This window comes from Roseomonas mucosa ATCC BAA-692 (assembly GCF_000622225.1).
Lineage (GTDB): Bacteria > Pseudomonadota > Alphaproteobacteria > Acetobacterales > Acetobacteraceae > Roseomonas > Roseomonas mucosa.
In genome coordinates this window covers 22,416-38,662 of record NZ_JHWD01000004.1, presented here as the reverse complement: position 1 = coordinate 38,662, position 16,247 = coordinate 22,416, and the positions used below count along the sequence as shown (strand labels likewise).

Genomic DNA, 16,247 nt, shown 5'->3' with positions numbered 1-16,247 from the left:
CTTCCGCGCCATCAGCCTTCCGCCAGCCCCGCCGCCCGCGCCAGGAGCTCGTAGGACCGGCGGCGCGTCATGGGATCGTGGCAGGCGGTGACGACCGCCACCTCGGCGCAGCGGAACTCCGCCGCCATGCGGCACAGCTTCCCCCAGACCTGCTCCCCCGTGCCGACGGCCGAATGCTCCCGCAGCCGCTCGATGCGCCGCAGCTCGGCCTCGTCATAGGCGAAGCCCTCGGCCTCCTCCGGCGGGGGCAGGGGAACGAAGCCGGCGCGCTCCCGCAGCGTGCGCTGCAACTCGCGGGAGCGGAACAGGCGCCGCGCCTCCTCCTCCGTCTCCGCCGCCACGGCGAAGACGCAGATCGCCGCGTGCGGCGCCGGCAGCACGCCGGGCCGGAAGCCGCTGTGATAGGTCTCCAGTGCCTCGGCGGCGCCGCGCCCGTCCGAGAAGAAGTAGGCGAAGCAGTAGGGCAGGCCGAGATAGGCCGCGACCTGGGCGCCATAGTTGCTGCTGCCCAGCATCCAGACCTCGGGCGGCGGCGTCCCCTGCGGCTGTGCCTGGATGCTGGCGAAGGGATGGTTCGCCGCCAGACCGTCCCCCAGCCAGCCCAGCAGGTCGGTGAGCTGCTGCGGGAAATGGTCCTCCGTCTGCCGGGCGTTCAGCGGGTTCAGCGCATAGGCGGTGCGCCCGTCCGAGCCCGGGGCGCGGCCCAGCCCCAGGTCGATCCGCCCCGGCGCGATGGCCGACAGGACGCGGAACTGCTCCGCCACCTTCAGCGCGCTATAGTGCGGCAGCATGATCCCCGCCGGCCCGACCCGGATGCGTCGCGTGGTGGCGGCGATGGCCGAGACCAGGATCTCCGGCGCCGAGCCCGCCAGGGCCTCGCTGTTGTGGTGCTCCGAGAGCCAGTAGCGGGTATAGCCCAGCCGGTCCGCCAGCTTGGCGAGCTCCAGCGTATCGGGAATGGCCTCCGCGGGCGTGTGCCCGGCGAGCACGGGGGACTGGTCGAGGATGGAAAGCGCGGGCTTCATGCGGAAGAAATGGGGCGGAAACGCTCGATGCGAAAGGATGCAGCCTTGCCCGATACAACCAGTCCCGGGTCCGTCACGCCCGAACAGGCCATGCGCCGGGCCATCGCCCTGTCGCGCGAGAACATCGAGACGGGCGGCGGTCCCTTTGGCGCCGTCATCGTGAAGGACGGCCGGATCGTGGGAGAGGGGGCGAACCGGGTGGTACCGGATGGCGACCCGACCGCCCATGCCGAGGTCACGGCCATCCGCGACGCCTGCCGCCGCCTGGGCACGCACGACCTGAGCGGGGCCGTCCTCTACACGAGCTGCGAGCCCTGCCCGATGTGCCTTTCCGCCACCTGGTGGGCGCGGATCGGCGAGATCGCCTATGGCAATGGCCGCGCCGATGCCGCCGTCATCGGCTTCGACGACGCCGCGATCTATGACGAGGTGGCGCGTCCAATCGGGGAACGTCGCCTGCCCCTGCGGCGCTTCATGGCGGAGGAGGCGATCACCACCTTCCGGGCCTGGGCCGCGAAGGCGGACAAGGTGCCCTACTGATCCGGGACGGCGGGACGGCAACGGCGATGCCGAGGGCTGCGCCCGGCGATTGGCAGCGCCGAATCGACTCTTCCAGATGAATATCCTGGCTGACCTGGGATGTTGTCCTGCCGATTGACAGCACTGGGAGCGACACCATGGCGAATGCGAGCGTGGCCGATCTTTTTGCCGAGACGCTGCAGGGCATCGGCGTCCGGCGGATCTACGGGGTGGTGGGCGACAGCCTGAACGCGATCACCGAGTCGCTGCGCCAGCGCGGCGGGATCGACTGGGTGCATGTGCGGCACGAGGAGGCCGCCGCCTTCGCCGCCGGGGCCGAGGCGCAACTGACGGGCACGCTGGCGGTCTGCGCCGGCTCCTGCGGGCCGGGCAACCTGCACCTGATCAACGGCCTCTTCGACTGCAACCGCACCCGCGTGCCAGTGCTGGCCATCGCCGCGCATATCCCGAGCGCCGAGATCGGCTCCGGCTATTTCCAGGAGACCCATCCGGAAAACCTGTTCCGCGAATGCAGCGTCTATTGCGAGATGGTCTCCAGCCCCGAGCAGATGCCGCGCGTGCTGGACAATGCCATCCGCGCGGCGGTGGGGCAGCGCGGCGTGGCCGTGGTGGTGATCCCGGGCGACGTGGCGATGAAGCCCGCCATTGCCCCCGCCACGACCACGGCGCTGCTGCCCATGGCACCGGTGGTCCGCCCGGCGGAAGGGCCGCTGGAGGCGCTGGCCGAGATGCTGAACGGTGCCTCCAAGGTCACGCTGCTCTGCGGGCGCGGCTGCCGCGATGCGCATGGCGCCCTGCTGCAACTGGCGGAGGTGCTGAAATCGCCCATCGTCCACGCGCTCGGCGGCAAGGAGTTCGTGGAATACGACAATCCCTACGATGTCGGCATGACCGGGCTGATCGGCTTCTCCTCAGGCTACCACGCCATGGAGAACTGCGAGGCGCTGCTGATGCTGGGTACGGATTTCCCGTACCGGCAGTTCTATCCGCAGGAGGCGAAAATCGCCCAGGTCGATATCCGGCCGGAGAATCTGGGCCGCCGCACGCGGCTGGACCTGGGGCTGGTCGGCGATGTCGGCACCACCATCGCGGCGCTGCTGCCCCGGCTGGTGGAGAAGCAGGACCGCCGCTACCTCGATAGCTGCCTCGCGCACTATCGCAAGGCGCGGGAGGGGCTGGACGCGCTCGCGCAAGGCCGGCCGGGCGAGGGGGTGATCCATCCGCAGCACCTGGCCCGCGTGCTGAGCGAGCAGGCGGCGGAGAATGCCATCTTCACCGCCGATGTCGGCACGCCCACGGTCTGGGCGGCGCGCTACCTGAAGATGAACGGGCGGCGGCGCCTGATCGGCTCCTGGGTGCATGGCTCCATGGCCAATGCCCTGCCGCAGGCGATCGGTGCACAATGCGCCTTTCCCGGGCGGCAGGTCATCTCCTTCTCCGGCGATGGCGGCTTCACCATGCTGATGGGCGACCTGCTGACCCTGCGGCAGCAGAAGCTGCCGGCCAAGGTGGTGGTGCTGAACAACGGCACGCTGGGCTTCGTGGAGCTGGAGATGAAGGCTGCCGGGCTGCTGGAGACCGGCGTGGCGCTGGAGAACCCGGACTTCGCCGCCATGGCGCGGGCCTGCGGCATCCCCGCCCGCCGCGTCACCGACCCGGGCGAGCTGGAGGCGGCGGTGCGGGACGTGCTGGCGGAGGAAGGGCCCGCGCTGCTGGACGTGGTGAGCAACCGGCAGGAACTCGCCATCCCGCCGAAGATCACCGCGGAGCAGATGAAGGGCTTCGGCCTTTTCGCGCTGAAGGCGGTGATGAGCGGACGCGGCAACGAGATCCTGGACCTCGCCCGCAGCAACCTGCGGCTCTGAGCCGCGCAGCCCGGGGCGGGGGGTGATGCTGCCCTGGCCGCCTCTGTTCCGGGCGGCGCGGGCCATGGCCAGCGCGGTGCTGTCCTACGGGGCGGCACTGGCGCTGGCCCTGCCGCAGCCGGTCTGGGCGCCGGTCTCGGCGCTGGTGGTGGCGCAGGACCGGCTGCCCGATACGCTGCGCAGCTTCCGTGGCCGGCTGATCGGCACCGCGTTGGGCGTGGCCATCGCGATGGCGGTGCATCTGCTGCTCTACCCCCTCGGCGCGCCGCCCCTGCTGGTGCTGGGGGTGGCGACCGGTCTCGCTTCTCTGCTGGCTTCCGTCTGGCCGGCATGGCGGGTCTGCCTCTGGACCGCCGCGATCACCCTGCTCGGCCATCCGCCGGAGATGAGCATTCTGGCCAGCGGCCTCGCGCGGTTCCTGGAAGTGACGCTTGGCGCCTGCATCGCCACCGCCATCGCGGCACTGGAATTCCGCTCGTTGGTCGCCCTCGGCCGCTCTCCGTCCCGGGAAAAGGGCGGTGATACCCCGGGCGGCGGCTGAGGCCGGGGGCTATCCCGCCAGATGGCGCCGCCGCAGCAGCCGGGCCAGCAGCCCGTCCACCGGCCCTGCGATCACCGAGACGGCCCAGAGCCCGCCCGCCACCAGCACGATGGCCGGGCCGGTCGGGACGTCGAGGTGATAGGACAGCAGCAGCCCCGCCGTGGAGGCGATGGTCGCCAGCAACGCCGAGGCGCGGGCCAGCCCACCGATCTGCCGCGACCAGTGGCGGGAGGCGACGGCGGGCAGCATCATCAGCCCCACCGCCATCAGCGTGCCGAGCGCCTGGAAGGCCGCCAGCACGTTCAGCACCACCAGGGCCAGAAAGAGCATGTGCCAGGCCCCGCCATGCGCCCTCTGCGCGGCGGCGAACTGGGGATCGAAGCATTCCAGAACCAGCGGCCGCCAGGCGGGGGCCAGGACCAGGAGGGTGAGGGTGGAGACCCCCGCCATCATCAGGAGCGCGTCGTCGTCCACGCCCAGAACGCTGCCGAAGAGCAGGTGGGTGAGGTCCATCGCCCCGCCGCGCACGGACACCATGGCGACGCCCAGGGCGAGCGCCAGGAGATAGAGCGCGGCCAGCGTCGCATCCTCGCGCCCGCCTGTAGCGCGGGACAGCGCCCCGGCCCCGAGCGCCACGCCCAGCCCCGCCACCAGCCCGCCCAGGGACATGGCGGTGACGGAAAGGCCGGCGACCCAGAAGCCCGCCGCCACGCCGGGCAGGATGCCGTGCGCCAGCACGTCGGCGGACAGGCTCATCCGACGCAGCATCAGGAAGACGCCGAGTGGCGGCGCGGCGAGGCTGAGCGCCAGGCAGCCGATCAGCGCCCGGCGCAGGAAGCCGAATTCGATGAAGGGCGAGAAGAGCAGGTCATGGGCGCTCATGCCAGGAACGGGGCCCCGGCCGGCGACGTGGCGGAAAGAGACATGGGCTCAGGCCGCGACGGGACGGTCGCAGGCCTCGGCATCCTCGTCCCAGCCTTCCGCCATCATCCGGGCGCGCAGGCGGTTCTGCGCGGTCAGCACCGTTTCGGTCGGCCCCCAGGCCACGGCCTCCCGCGCCAGGAGCAGGCAGTCGGGGAACTCCCGGCGCACCAACTCCATGTCGTGCAGCACCGCGAGAACGGTGCGCCCCTGGCCGTGCCAGTCCCGGACCAGCCGCAGCAGGTCCGCGGCGGTGCGGGCATCCACGGCGTTGAAAGGCTCGTCGAGCAGGATCGCCGGCGCGTCCTCGACCAGCAGCCGGGCAAAGAGCAGGCGCTGGAACTGCCCGGCGGAAAGGCTGCCCACCGGGCGCCGGCCGAAGCCATCCAGCCCGACCGCCGCCAGGGCCTCGGCAGCCCGGCCGCGGTCGGCGGCGGAGGCGCCGCGCAGGGCGCCCAGGCGCGGCCAGTGCCCCAGCATCGCGACGTCGAGGCAGGTGATCGGAAAGGAACGGTCCAGCGAGGTCATCTGCGGCAGCAGGGCGATGCGGCCGCAGTTGCGCTCCACCTTGCCCTCGCTGGGGTTGTGCAGGCCGGCGATGGCGCGCAGCAGGGTCGTCTTGCCGGCACCGTTCGGCCCGACCACGGCGGTCAGGCTGCCCTGCGGAAAGAGGCCGTTCACATGGTGCACCGCCGGGCGGCGCTCATGCGCCACCGTCAGGTCGCGGAGGCGGATGCCGCCCATGGCGCTCATGGCTGCCCCCCTGACACGGGGGCGATGTCACTCGGCACAGGCTCGTCGGACATGGCCCAGGCCACACCCAGCCACAGCAGCCCGGACAGGCCGATGGCCAGGATCAGGCGCGGAACGACACCAGTGGACAGGGCGAGCGGATCGGGCAGGCGGACCATACGTTATTACATAACATCCTGAGAGCACTGGACAAGCGCTTCCGTCCCCGCCAATTCCGCGCCCTATGCAGGACAGCCCCGCTTCCCCCTCCGCGCCGCGTGCCGGCCAGGGCAGGCCGCCGGAAACCCCTTCCTCGCCTCTGCCACAGGACGCTGCGGCAACAGACGATGTGGCGACGGACCCTGACGCGGCCGGCCGGGAAGGCCCGGCCTCTTCGCCAATCGGAAAGCCAAGCGGAGCCGCCGGAACCTCCCGCCCGCTGGGCAACGGGGCCGCCGCATCGCCTTCCCCCGCCGGAGAGGGCACCGTCCCGCCGCCGGAACCCTTGTTCGCCCCTCCGGCCGCCCCTCCGGCCGCCCCCATGGTGGCAGGCGAAGACGAACTGCGCCGCCGGCTGCGGCGCCACAAGGCCCTGGCGGGTGGGCTGCTGCTCGTCATGGCGGCGCTGACGGTGGGGGCCTATGCCCTGCCGCCCGGCTGGTGGACCGACCTGCTGCAGGCCAGCGCCAAGGCCGGGCTGGTGGGCGGCATCGCCGACTGGTTCGCGGTCACGGCGCTGTTCCGCCATCCGCTGGGGCTGCCGATTCCGCACACCGCCATCATCCCGCGCCAGAAGGAGCGCCTCGGCGCTGCGCTGGGCCGCTTCGTGGCGGAGCATGTCTTCACGGAGCGCGAGGTGGCAAAGGTCATCGCCCGGCTCGACCTCGCCGGGGTGATCCGCAACGTCCTGGCCGACGAGGCGACGACGCGGCCGGCCGCGCGGGCCATCGCCGCCTCGGTGCCGCGCCTGCTCGCCAATGTTCAGGAGGGCAGGGCGCAGAAGCTGGTGCTGCGAATCCTGCCGCGCCTCGCCGATGGCCCTGCCGCCACGAAGCTGCTGGCGCATGCACTGCGCACGCTGGTCGAGGGCGGCAAGCACCGCGACGTCTTCGCCCTGGCGCTGGGCGAGATCCGCGAGGTGCTGCGGAACAAGGAGCAGTCCCTGCGCGAGGAAGTGGAGAAGCGCGTCCGCGACCAGGGCGGCTCCGTGGTCGGCTGGGTCGCCGGGGCCTATCTCGCCAAGCGCGTGGTCACGGCGGTGAACGGCGCGCTGGACGAGGCGCTGAATTCCGAGAATGCGGAAAGCGGGCTGCGCGCCGCCTTCGACGAATGGGTGATGCGCGAGCTGGACCGCCTGGAGCACGACCCGCAGCGCGCCGCCCAGATCGGGGAGGCGCTGCGCTCGGCCCTGCGCCATGGCGTGGTGGCGGGCTGGCTGGACGATGCCTGGCACCGGGTGCGCTGGGCGGCGGAGATGGACGCCGCCAATCCGGACGGGCGGCTGGCGGCCCTGGCACGGGCCGCGCTGGACAATGCGGGCCAGGTGCTGGCAGAGGACCCCGGCGCCCGCGCCCGGGTGAACGCGGCTGTGGAGCGGATGCTGCTGGCGTTGCTGCCCTCCGCCCGGCAGCGCCTGTCCGGCTTCGTGGCCGAGGTGGTCAGTGGCTGGGACGCGCGGACCGTCACGGACCGGATCGAGCTGCGGGTCGGGCGCGACCTGCAGTTCGTGCGGATCAACGGCACGGTGGTCGGCTTCCTGGTCGGGGGCCTGCTGTTCGCGCTGCTGAGCAGCGTCGCAGGATACGTGGCCTTCTAGCGGCGCCTTCGGGGGCGGCCTGCCCCGGGGAAACCAGCATAGCCCGCGGCGTGGATGCGGCCTGCACGGTTGCTCGTCGCAGGGCTGCCTGCCGGCGCGAAGCATCGTGACATATCGCGGCAAAGCATGACGATGCCGGATCAAGAACCCGTCGGTCCTCAACCGGAACGGGAAAACCGGCCAAAGTAACGGGCTGCATCACGGCAGCGTCATTCCAAGCAGAAAGCTCCGCCTAAACTTCCGTCTCCGGGCAGGCGTTAGGGCAGCAGTCCCGAGGGAGACCACGATGTCCGGCAAGGAACCGGAGACAGTGGCTGTACCCGTCGCTGAAGAAACTCTCATTGTCACCAAGCAGGACGTTGAGACAGCGCGTGTACGCGTGTCGCTGAAGACGGAAACGTTGCAAGACGTGGTCCGGGAAACCTTGCGCGGCCGCCGCGTGGAGGTGGAGCGGGTCCCGATTGGGCGGGAAGTGGACCACATGCTCGAAAGCAGGGTGGAGGGCGATGTCCTCGTCATTCCTGTCGTCGAGGAAATCCTTGTGGTCGAGAAACGGCTGGTCCTCAAGGAGGAGGTCCGGCTCCGCTATGTGAGTACGACGGAAGCCCTGGAATACCCTCTGACGCGCCGCAGCCAGTCGGCGACGATCGAACGGGTGGAGGCCGGTGAAGCCGACCACGCCCGGAGCGCTTTGCAGGACCCAACACCGACACCAGCAGACGAAGGAAAACCCAGCATGACACGCATCCTTACCGGCCTGTTCGACACCCGCCAGGAAGCCGACGCGGTCGTCGAACATCTGCTCCAGCATGATGGCATCGACCGCAGCCATGTCAGGGTCTACGCGGTCGACGCGGACACCGCGTCAGACTACCGCCCGACGGACGACAAGGGTTTCTGGGCATCCCTGAAGGACCTCTTCGTCCCCGACGAGGAGCGGGCGACCTATACCGAGGGCCTGCGGCGGGGCGGCGTGGTCGTCTCGGCGGAAGTGCCGGAACAGCTTCTGGATCATGCCTCCGATGTCTTCGAGAGCCATGGCGCCGTCGACCTGGACGCCCGGGAGGCGGAGTGGCGCAACCAGGGCTGGAGCGACACCACCCATGGCCTGACGACGGGCGACACCACGACCTCGCTCCCGCAGTCCCCCACCGCTCCGGGGACCATGGGCACGATGCCGGCCGCCATGCCTTCGGCGGACACTGCCAGCGCGGTGGGGACCGCTCGGGACAATGGCGAGGAAGTCATTCCGATCGTCGAGGAGCAGATCCGCATCGGCAAGCGTGACACGGAGCATGGGCGTGTCCGCGTCCGTTCCTATGTCGTCGAGACGCCGGTCAGCGAGGATGTGACCTTGCGCGAGGAACACGTCGACGTGCAGCGCCGCCCGGTGGACCGGCCGGTTTCCGATGCCGACCGCATGTTCGAGGAGCGCACGATCGAGGCAACCGAGCATGGCGAGGAAGCCGTCGTCGCCAAGGAGGCGCGGGTGAAGGAAGAGGTGGTCATCCGCAAGAGCGCGACGGAGCACACGGAGACGGTGAAGGATACGGTCCGCCACACGGAGGTGGACGTGGACGACAGCAGGACACCGGCTTCCACCACCCCCACCACGCCGCCGCGCAACCCCATCTAGCGCCGGTGTTCCCGGCCGACTGCCGGCCGGTGGACGAAGCCTGAAGAGGGGCCGAGGCATAGGCTCCGGCCCGGATTGAACGGAAGGGGCAGATCAGGGATCTGCCCCTTGTCGCGCGTCCTTGGTTCCTGCCTCCGGTGACTGATGGTTTTCCTGCGAAACCGGTTTCCTCACCTGCTCCGTCATGGCTCCGCCTCCCGGTGCGTGCGGCGCAGCAGGTCGATGACCTCCGCATCCTCCGTCTGTGTGAAATCCTCGTAGAAGCGGCCGACCGCCCCCAGCACATGCGGCTGCATCAGGACCACGGCCTCGTCGCAAAGGGGTTCCAGCGCGGTGACCGCCTCGGGCGCGGCAACAGGCACCGCTATGATGCGGCGCCGGGCTCCCGAAGCCTGCAGCGATTGCAGGGCCACCCGCATCGTAGCCCCGGTGGCGATGCCGTCATCCACCAGGATGACGCTGCGGTCGCGGATGATGGGCAGGGAGTGGCCTGGTGCGTAGATGGCGCGCCGGCGGGCGATTTCGGTGAGCTGCCCAGCGAGGATGCGGCCGATCTCCGCGTCGGACACGCCGAGTTCGTGCCGGACATCCTCGTTGATCACACGCCCTGGCGGATTGCCGTCGGTAACGGCGCCCAGTGCCAACTCCGGAAATCCCGGCGCCGGGAGCTTCCGGACCATGAGCTGGTCCAGCGGTGCGCCCAATGCCTGCGCCACTTCATAGCCCACCGGTACCCCGCCGCGCGGCAGGGCAAGCACGAGTGGTTGTGGCAAGTCCAGCGCATGCAGCCGGACCGCCAATTGCCGTCCGGCATCCCGCCGGTCGCGGAAAGCCATGGAGAGGTCTCCAGCGGCGCCACGCGCCGCGATGGCCGCTGGTGGCTACATGGTAACAGGCGGGACCTGAGGCGATGGACCCGGCGGCGGGGTGATATCCGGGCCAGGGCCGGGATTCGGCCCGTCGGGCTCCGGCGGCATGGGCGGCGCGGGCTCCTCGGGCGGCAGGGGAGGAATGGGCGTGCCGGGCGGCAGGCCGGGTTCGGGGATGGGGTTGCCGCCGGGCTGCGGGCCGGGGCTCGATGCGATCGGGGACATGGCGATCCTCCCTTTGCGACGATGCAGCGGCTGGCGCGCAGGCGACGGCCGCTCTCCCGCAAACAACGCCCCGCCGCGTCGCCCCGTTGCCATGGCGGTTCGCCCAGGAGCGGGGAGTTGAGCGCTAACGGTCAGCCGCGATGGACGGGGACGGCAGAAAGGCCAGGAGCTCCCGCAGCGTATCATCCGGGCATTCCTCCTGCGGCGTATGGCCGCAGTCCAGCGGCCGTCCCCGCACGTCGAGCGCCTTCTCGCGCCAGGTCTCCAGCACCTCATAGAGCGCGCCGACCGTGCCGCGTCCGCCCCAGAGCGCCAGCAGCGGCGCCCGGATGCGGCTCCCGGCATCGGCGGCATCGTGCTCCAGGTCGATGCCGGCCGCGGCGCGGTAGTCCTCGCAGATGGCGTGGATGGTGGCCGGGTCGCGGTAGGGGCGGAGGTATTCCTGGATCACCGCCTCCGGCGTGGCGCCGGGGATCTTCACCTGCCCCTCGATATGCCTGCGCAGGAAGAACTCCGGATCGGCACCGATCATGCGCTCCGGCAACGGGTAAGGCTGGATCAGGAAGAACCACCAGAAATAGCGGGTGGCGAATGCCTTGTCCGTGCGGGCGTACATCGTGGCGGTGGGCGCGATGTCGAGGACGGCGATGCGCTCCACCGCCTCGGCATGGTCCAGCGCCATGCGGTGCGCGACCCGCCCGCCCCGGTCATGCCCGACCACGGCGAAGCGCCGATGCCCCAGGGCGCGCATCACAGCCACCTGGTCCGCCGCCATGGCGCGCTTGCTGTAGTTCGCGTGCCGCTCGCCCCCCGCCGGCTTGCCGGAATCGCCATAGCCGCGCAGGTCGGTGGCGACCACGGCATAGCCCGCCTCAGCGAGTGCGGGGCCGACATGGCGCCACGTCACCAGCGTTTGCGGATGGCCATGCAGCAGCAGCACCGGAAAGCCCGTGCCGCGCGTGGCAGTGCGGATGCGTAGCCCGGGCGGCACATGCGGCGTTCCGGGCGGGATCTCCACATCCTCGATGCGGAAGCCGGGCATCCATCGGGCGTCGGTCATGGCGCGGCACCTCCTTGTGGCACGATCCTCGGCCCGGAGCGGCGGGGTGTCACCTCCCTTGGCTCAGCGGACCACGGGCTCAGCGGGCCATGGGGCTCAGCGGACTGGCGTCACATAGGCCTTGCGCCCGGACAGGCCGCTGCCCTGGCCGATGCGGATTCCGCCATCGGCCTGCGGCACGGCCAGGGGCGCGACCTCCACCCGGATGACGCTGCTGCCCCGCATGCCGAGCTGCCGCGCCACCATGGGGCTGACATTGAGGATGCGGTCGCCCCGGCGCGGGAACCGGTCACGCACCGCGACGATCGTGCTGCGGCGGTTGCGCAGGTTGGTGACGCGGGCGGTGGCGCCGAGCGGCAGGTCGCTGCTCGCCACGCTGTTGGACTGGGGATCGAAGCGCGCGCCGCTGGCCATGCGGCGCCCGGCGAGGTTCGGCGCGAAGACCGAGGCCTCGCCCCGGTGGATTGCGCCCGAGCGATCAGGGGCGGGGAGCATGCCCTCCGGCACGGCCGTCTGCGCCGCGGCCGGCAGAGCGGCGAGGAGCAGCAGCAGTGCCGCTGCGGGCACCAGGGATCGCCGCCGCCCGGAAGGGGACGGACGCCAGCTCCACATCGTCAGGACTCCGGAATTGTACGAAGTCCGGAATGCTATGGCGCGGCGGAAAGGTCGAGGGGGCAGGCGGCACTCTCCGCCCGCCTCACCCGATCGGGAACTCCGATGAGCACCAGGAGGGAGGCGGAGGGGCCAGGGCCCTTCCGCCTCCGGCCCCGTCAGGCACGGCGCAGCAAGCGCTCGGCGATCTGCACGGCATTCAGGGCGGCGCCCTTCAGGAGCTGGTCGCCTGCCACGAAGAGGGCCAGGGTGCGGCCGGACGGGTCGCCCAGGTCGCGGCGGATGCGGCCGACCAGCACGTCGTCCTGTCCCGAGGCCTCGGAGGGCATCGGGAAGTGGTTGCGGGCGCGGTCGTCCACCAGCTTCAGCCCCGGCGCCCCGGCGAGCAGGGCGCGGGCTTCCTCCGGCGTCACCACCTCGCCGAACTCGACATGCAGCGCCATGGCATGGGCGCGCAGCACCGGCACGCGGATGCAGGTGATGCCGACCGGCAGGTCCGGCGTGCCGAGGATGCGGCGGGTTTCCGCCACGACCTTCTGCTCCTCGCCGTTGTAGCCGCTCTCCTCGTCCATCTCCGCATTGTGGCTGAAGAGGTTGAAGGCATAGGGGTGCGGCAGGACCTTGGGCTCGAAACCCTCGCCACGCAGATAGGCGGCGGTGGACTGGCGCAGCTCCTCCATCGCCGCGGCGCCGGCGCCCGAGGCGGCCTGGTAGGTCGCGGCGGTCAGGCGGCGGATCGGATGGGCGCGGTGCAGCGGGGCGAGCGCCACGGTGGCGATGGCGGCGACGCAATTCGGGTTGGCGATGATGCCGGCATGGCTCGCCATGCTCTCCGCATTCACCTCGGGCACCACCAGCGGCACGTCGGCGCGCATGCGGAAAGCGGAGGAATTGTCCACCACCACCGCGCCGGACTGGACCGCGACGGGGGCGTACTGCTTGGAGACGCCGCTGCCGGCAGAGAAGAGGGCGATGTCCACGCCCTGGAAGCTGTCGGGGCCGAGCGCCTCGATCACCAGATCCTGGCCCCGGAAGCGCATCTTCTGGCCGGCGGAACGGGGGGAGGCCAGCAGCTTCAGCGAGGCGACGGGGAAGTTCCGCGCCTCCAGGCAGTTCAGCAGCTCGACGCCGACGGCACCGGTGGCGCCGACGATGGCCACCACGGGCGCGCGGAGATCCGCGGGTCGGTCCGGGGCGCTGCTCGGCGCTTCGAGGGAAAGGTCCAGGCTCATGGGGTTCTGGTCTCTGTGTGGAGGCCAGCGGGCGGGAGCCTGTTTCGGGGCCCCGCCGCTGCCGGCGGGGTCCTCGGGGGTTCTGCTATGCCGCCGCGATCGCCGCGCGCACGCCCGAGGACGCCCCGCCGGGGGACGTCTCTTTGGTCGTAATGCGCTTGAGCGAGGTCATGGGCACGGCACGGACGCTACGGAGGCGATACGGGACTGTCCACCGGAAAAGCCATGTGTCCCTTGCGGAGCAGGGCAGCCCGGCAACGGCCTCGCCGCCCCCGGTGGTCAAGGTCGGGTGTGACCCGGCCATGAATTCGCGCCATGGGGGCTGGCGCGCCGGCGCGTCCCGCGCATGCTGGGGGCGCCATTCATGCCGGGAGCATGCCACCATGACCATCCGACGCCTGGCCGAGGAAGCCCGCCTGTCCGGCGCCACCATCGGCGGCGGGCTGATCTTTCTGGCGGGACAGGTGGCGGACGATGCCACGCTCGATGCCGAGGGGCAGACCACCGACATCCTGGCGCAGATCGATGCGCTGCTGGCCGAGGCCGGGACCGACAAGCGGGCACTGCTGTCCATCACCGTGGTGCTGGCGGACATCGCCGATGCCCCGGCCATGAACCGGGCCTGGGACCGCTGGCTCGACCCGGCGGCCAAGCCGGCGCGCATGACGATCCAGGCGCCGCTGGTCGATCCGCGGTGGAAGGTGGAGATCACCGGCGTCGCCCTGGCGCCGGCCGCCTGACGCTTCCGGTTCGGCGGCGGCTTCTTTCGCCCCGGGCCGCCCCAATCATGCCAGGACCCTGCCAACACCTCGCCATGGGGTGGGAGAAGGATCGCCAAGACATGCCGCTTCGCCGCCATCCCGCCGGGCCTCATCCGGCCGTCCTGCCACGCCGCCGGGCGAGGCCCTGGCCATGAGCGCCATGGACCCCTGGCGCGGCCGGCGCGCCGTGGTGACCGGCGGAGCCGGTTTCCTGGGTGCCAGTCTCTGCCATGCCCTGTCCGCTGCGGGGGCGGAAGTCCTGGCCATCGACGCGATGCTGCCCGGGATGGGCGCGCATCCAGGCAACCTGGAGGGAAGCGGCGCCCGGCTGCTGCGAGGCGATCTGCGCGATCCGGCGCTGGACCTGGAGGGCGCCCTGCGCGGGGCGGACGCGCTGTTCAACTGCGCTGCCCAGACCTCCCATGCCGGCAGCATGAACGAGCCGCTGCCGGACCTGGAGATCAACGCCACGGCGCAGCTCCGCCTGATCGAGACGCTGCGCCAGACCGCGCCCCGGGCCGTGGTGGTGCACGCTTCGACCCGCCAGTTCTACGGCCGCCCGCAATATCTGCCGGTGGACGAGAAGCACCCGATCGTGCCGCCCGACGCCAACGGTGTCTCCAAGTTCGCCGGCGAGCAGTACTGGCTGCTGGAAAGCCGCGTGCGGGGGCGGCCGGCCGCCTCGCTGCGCCTGACCAACTGCTACGGCCCGCGCCTGCGCATCCGCGATGCGCGACAGACCTTCCTCGGCATCTGGATCCGCCGGGTGCTGGAGGGTGAGCCCTTCGAGGTCTGGGGTGGCGAGCAGCTGCGCGACCTCGCCTATGCCGAGGACGTGGTGGCGGCCTTCCTGGCGGCGGCGGAGACCCTGCTGGGACCGGCGCCGGAGCGTTGCGCCGGGCGGGCCTTCAACCTCGGCGGCGACGCCCCGGTCTCGCTGCTCCGGCTGGCGGAGCTTCTGGTGGACGCCGCCGGGCAGGGGAGCTACGAGATCCGCTCCTTTCCGCCCGACCGGGCGGCCATCGATATCGGGTCCTACCATGCCGACGACCGCGCGTTCCGGGAAGCGACGGGCTGGGCCCCGCGTGTGCCCCTGGCCGAAGGGCTGCGCCGCAGCGTCGAATGGTTCCGGCCGCGCCTCGCCGACTACGTCCAACCTGATCGCATCTGAGGAAGACCCCGGATGAACGTGCCCGACCTCCTGGTTCCGCAGGCCGATCCCGGCGCCGGCTACCGCGCGCAGAAGGCGGAGATCGACGCGGCGGTGATGCGCGCGCTCGAATCCGGCTGGTACATCCTGGGGCAGGAGGGCAAGGGCTTCGAGAGCGAGTTCGCTGCCTGGCTCGGGCGCGGGCAGGGCGCGGCGCAGCATGCGATCGGCTGCGCCAACGGCACCGACGCGCTGGCGCTGATTCTGCGCGGCCTGGGCATCGGCGAGGGCTGCACCGTCGCCACCGTGTCGCACACCGCCGTCGCCACCGTGGCGGCGATCGAGATGGCCGGCGCGACGCCGCTGCTGCTCGATATCGACCCCGACACCTACACCATGGATGCGGACGAGCTGGTGGCCGTGCTGGAGGAGCCGCCGCCTGGCCTGCCGCCGATCCGTGCCGCCATCGCCGTGCATCTCTATGGACAGGCCTGCGACCTCGCCCCGATGCTGGAAGCCTGCCGCGCCGCCGGCGTGGTGCTGATCGAGGACTGTGCCCAGGCCCATGGCGCGACGCTGGGCGGGCGCCGGCTGGGCACGATCGGGGACGCCGCGGCCTTCAGCCTCTATCCCACCAAGAATCTCGGGGCGCTGGGCGATGGGGGCGTGATCGCCACCGCCGATCCGCAGCTCGCCGAGAAGATCGGGGCGATCCGGCAGTATGGCTGGCGCTCCCGCTACGTCTCCGACCTCGCGGGCGTGAACTCCCGGCTGGACGAGGTGCAGGCCGCCATCCTGCGCGCGCGCCTGCCGCGGCTGGACGCCGGCAATGCCCGCCGGCGGGAGATCGCCGGGGCCTATGACGCGGCGCTGGAAGGCGGCTCGCTGACACCGCCGCTGCGGCGCGAGGGTGCCACGCATGTCTTCCACCAGTATGTGCTGCGAAGCGCGGAGCGCGACCTGCTGCAGGGCCGGCTGCGGGCGCAGGGGATCGGCACGGGCATTCATTATCCCGTGCCCGTGCATCTGCAACCCGCCTATCGCGGCCGCATCGCCCTGGGCCCAGCACGCTGCGCCGAGACCGAGGCCACGGCGCGCGAGGTGCTGAGCCTGCCGATGTTTCCGGAGCTCACCGATGCACAGGTCGAGCGCGTCTGCGGCGCGCTGCGGGATCTTTGACCGTCCTCCAGGCTCCCGGCGGAGGGCAGGCCTCCGCCGGGCATGACCCTCTTGTAATGTGTCAAAAACTGTAAATCCGCTCC

At 71.3% G+C, this 16,247-nt stretch carries 16 protein-coding genes; 8 read left to right on the top strand and 8 right to left on the bottom strand.

The genetic code is table 11. The annotated features are described in order from the left end of the window. Positions 1-11 precede the first annotated feature (11 nt). Entirely contained in the window at positions 12-1,025 is a 1,014-nt protein-coding gene (locus BT98_RS0106985) for an LLM class flavin-dependent oxidoreductase (protein WP_019459724.1), read from the bottom strand. 45 nt (positions 1,026-1,070) lie between these two features. Here BT98_RS0106985 and BT98_RS0106980 point away from each other — a divergent pair, with 45 nt between their 5' ends. The 3 genes from BT98_RS0106980 (at position 1,071) to BT98_RS25990 (ending at position 3,971) form a co-directional block, all read left to right on the top strand. Beyond that, positions 1,071-1,565 carry a nucleoside deaminase gene (locus BT98_RS0106980; protein WP_275437379.1) on the top strand — a complete coding sequence of 165 codons (495 nt, stop codon included), beginning with the start codon at positions 1,071-1,073 and terminating at the stop codon, positions 1,563-1,565. Between the two features lie 137 nt (positions 1,566-1,702). Beyond that, positions 1,703-3,430, top strand: a complete 1,728-nt coding sequence (gene poxB / locus BT98_RS0106975) for a ubiquinone-dependent pyruvate dehydrogenase (protein WP_019459722.1) — start codon at positions 1,703-1,705, stop codon at positions 3,428-3,430. Between the two features lie 25 nt (positions 3,431-3,455). After that, entirely contained in the window at positions 3,456-3,971 is a 516-nt protein-coding gene (locus BT98_RS25990; RefSeq protein ID WP_019459721.1) for an FUSC family protein, read from the top strand. A 9-nt stretch (positions 3,972-3,980) separates the two neighbouring features. Here BT98_RS25990 and BT98_RS0106965 read toward each other — a convergent pair whose 3' ends face one another. From BT98_RS0106965 to BT98_RS27160, 3 genes are read right to left on the bottom strand one after another with little or no spacing between them, the layout of a single operon-like run. Then, positions 3,981-4,853, bottom strand: a complete 873-nt coding sequence (locus BT98_RS0106965) for a metal ABC transporter permease (RefSeq protein ID WP_019459720.1) — start codon at positions 4,851-4,853, stop codon at positions 3,981-3,983. A 48-nt stretch (positions 4,854-4,901) separates the two neighbouring features. Beyond that, complete coding sequence (locus BT98_RS0106960) at positions 4,902-5,645, bottom strand: metal ABC transporter ATP-binding protein (RefSeq protein ID WP_026032960.1); 744 nt, start codon at positions 5,643-5,645, stop codon at positions 4,902-4,904. Next, positions 5,642-5,803 carry a hypothetical protein gene (locus tag BT98_RS27160; protein ID WP_019459718.1) on the bottom strand — a complete coding sequence of 54 codons (162 nt, stop codon included), beginning with the start codon at positions 5,801-5,803 and terminating at the stop codon, positions 5,642-5,644. Before BT98_RS27160 ends, BT98_RS0106960 begins: the two co-directional genes overlap by 4 nt. Positions 5,804-6,165: 362 nt before the next feature. On the opposite strand from BT98_RS27160, the gene BT98_RS0106950 reads away from it, so the two are divergent. Both BT98_RS0106950 and BT98_RS0106940 read left to right on the top strand, forming a co-directional pair. Continuing rightward, complete coding sequence (locus tag BT98_RS0106950) at positions 6,166-7,440, top strand: DUF445 domain-containing protein (protein ID WP_037250088.1); 1,275 nt, start codon at positions 6,166-6,168, stop codon at positions 7,438-7,440. A gap of 286 nt (positions 7,441-7,726) precedes the next feature. Continuing rightward, positions 7,727-9,076 carry a YsnF/AvaK domain-containing protein gene (locus BT98_RS0106940; protein WP_202801169.1) on the top strand — a complete coding sequence of 450 codons (1,350 nt, stop codon included), beginning with the start codon at positions 7,727-7,729 and terminating at the stop codon, positions 9,074-9,076. 182 nt (positions 9,077-9,258) lie between these two features. Here the strand turns inward: BT98_RS0106940 and BT98_RS0106935 are convergent, their stop codons facing one another. The 4 genes from BT98_RS0106935 to BT98_RS0106920 form a co-directional block, all read right to left on the bottom strand. Beyond that, positions 9,259-9,912: a phosphoribosyltransferase gene (locus BT98_RS0106935; RefSeq protein WP_019459714.1), complete on the bottom strand. Its 654-nt coding sequence runs from the start codon at positions 9,910-9,912 to the stop codon at positions 9,259-9,261. Positions 9,913-10,294: 382 nt separating this feature from the next. Beyond that, complete coding sequence (locus BT98_RS0106930) at positions 10,295-11,230, bottom strand: alpha/beta fold hydrolase (protein ID WP_019459713.1); 936 nt, start codon at positions 11,228-11,230, stop codon at positions 10,295-10,297. Positions 11,231-11,326: 96 nt separating this feature from the next. After that, on the bottom strand, positions 11,327-11,797 hold the full coding sequence (locus BT98_RS23510; protein WP_051004727.1) for a septal ring lytic transglycosylase RlpA family protein: 471 nt from the start codon (positions 11,795-11,797) through the stop codon (positions 11,327-11,329). A gap of 203 nt (positions 11,798-12,000) precedes the next feature. Further along, positions 12,001-13,074 (bottom strand): aspartate-semialdehyde dehydrogenase, encoded by a 1,074-nt coding sequence (locus BT98_RS0106920; RefSeq protein ID WP_019459711.1) that lies wholly within the window; start codon positions 13,072-13,074, stop codon positions 12,001-12,003. Between the two features lie 383 nt (positions 13,075-13,457). On the opposite strand from BT98_RS0106920, the gene BT98_RS0106910 reads away from it, so the two are divergent. From BT98_RS0106910 to BT98_RS0106900, 3 genes are all read left to right on the top strand, one after another. Further along, entirely contained in the window at positions 13,458-13,814 is a 357-nt protein-coding gene (locus BT98_RS0106910; RefSeq protein ID WP_019459710.1) for a RidA family protein, read from the top strand. 172 nt (positions 13,815-13,986) lie between these two features. Then, positions 13,987-15,006, top strand: a complete 1,020-nt coding sequence (locus BT98_RS0106905; protein WP_314209607.1) for an NAD-dependent epimerase/dehydratase family protein — start codon at positions 13,987-13,989, stop codon at positions 15,004-15,006. Positions 15,007-15,018: 12 nt separating this feature from the next. Continuing rightward, a complete protein-coding gene (locus tag BT98_RS0106900; RefSeq protein WP_019459708.1) occupies positions 15,019-16,164 on the top strand; it encodes a DegT/DnrJ/EryC1/StrS family aminotransferase in 1,146 nt (381 codons plus the stop codon). The last annotated feature ends 83 nt before the right edge of the window (positions 16,165-16,247 follow it).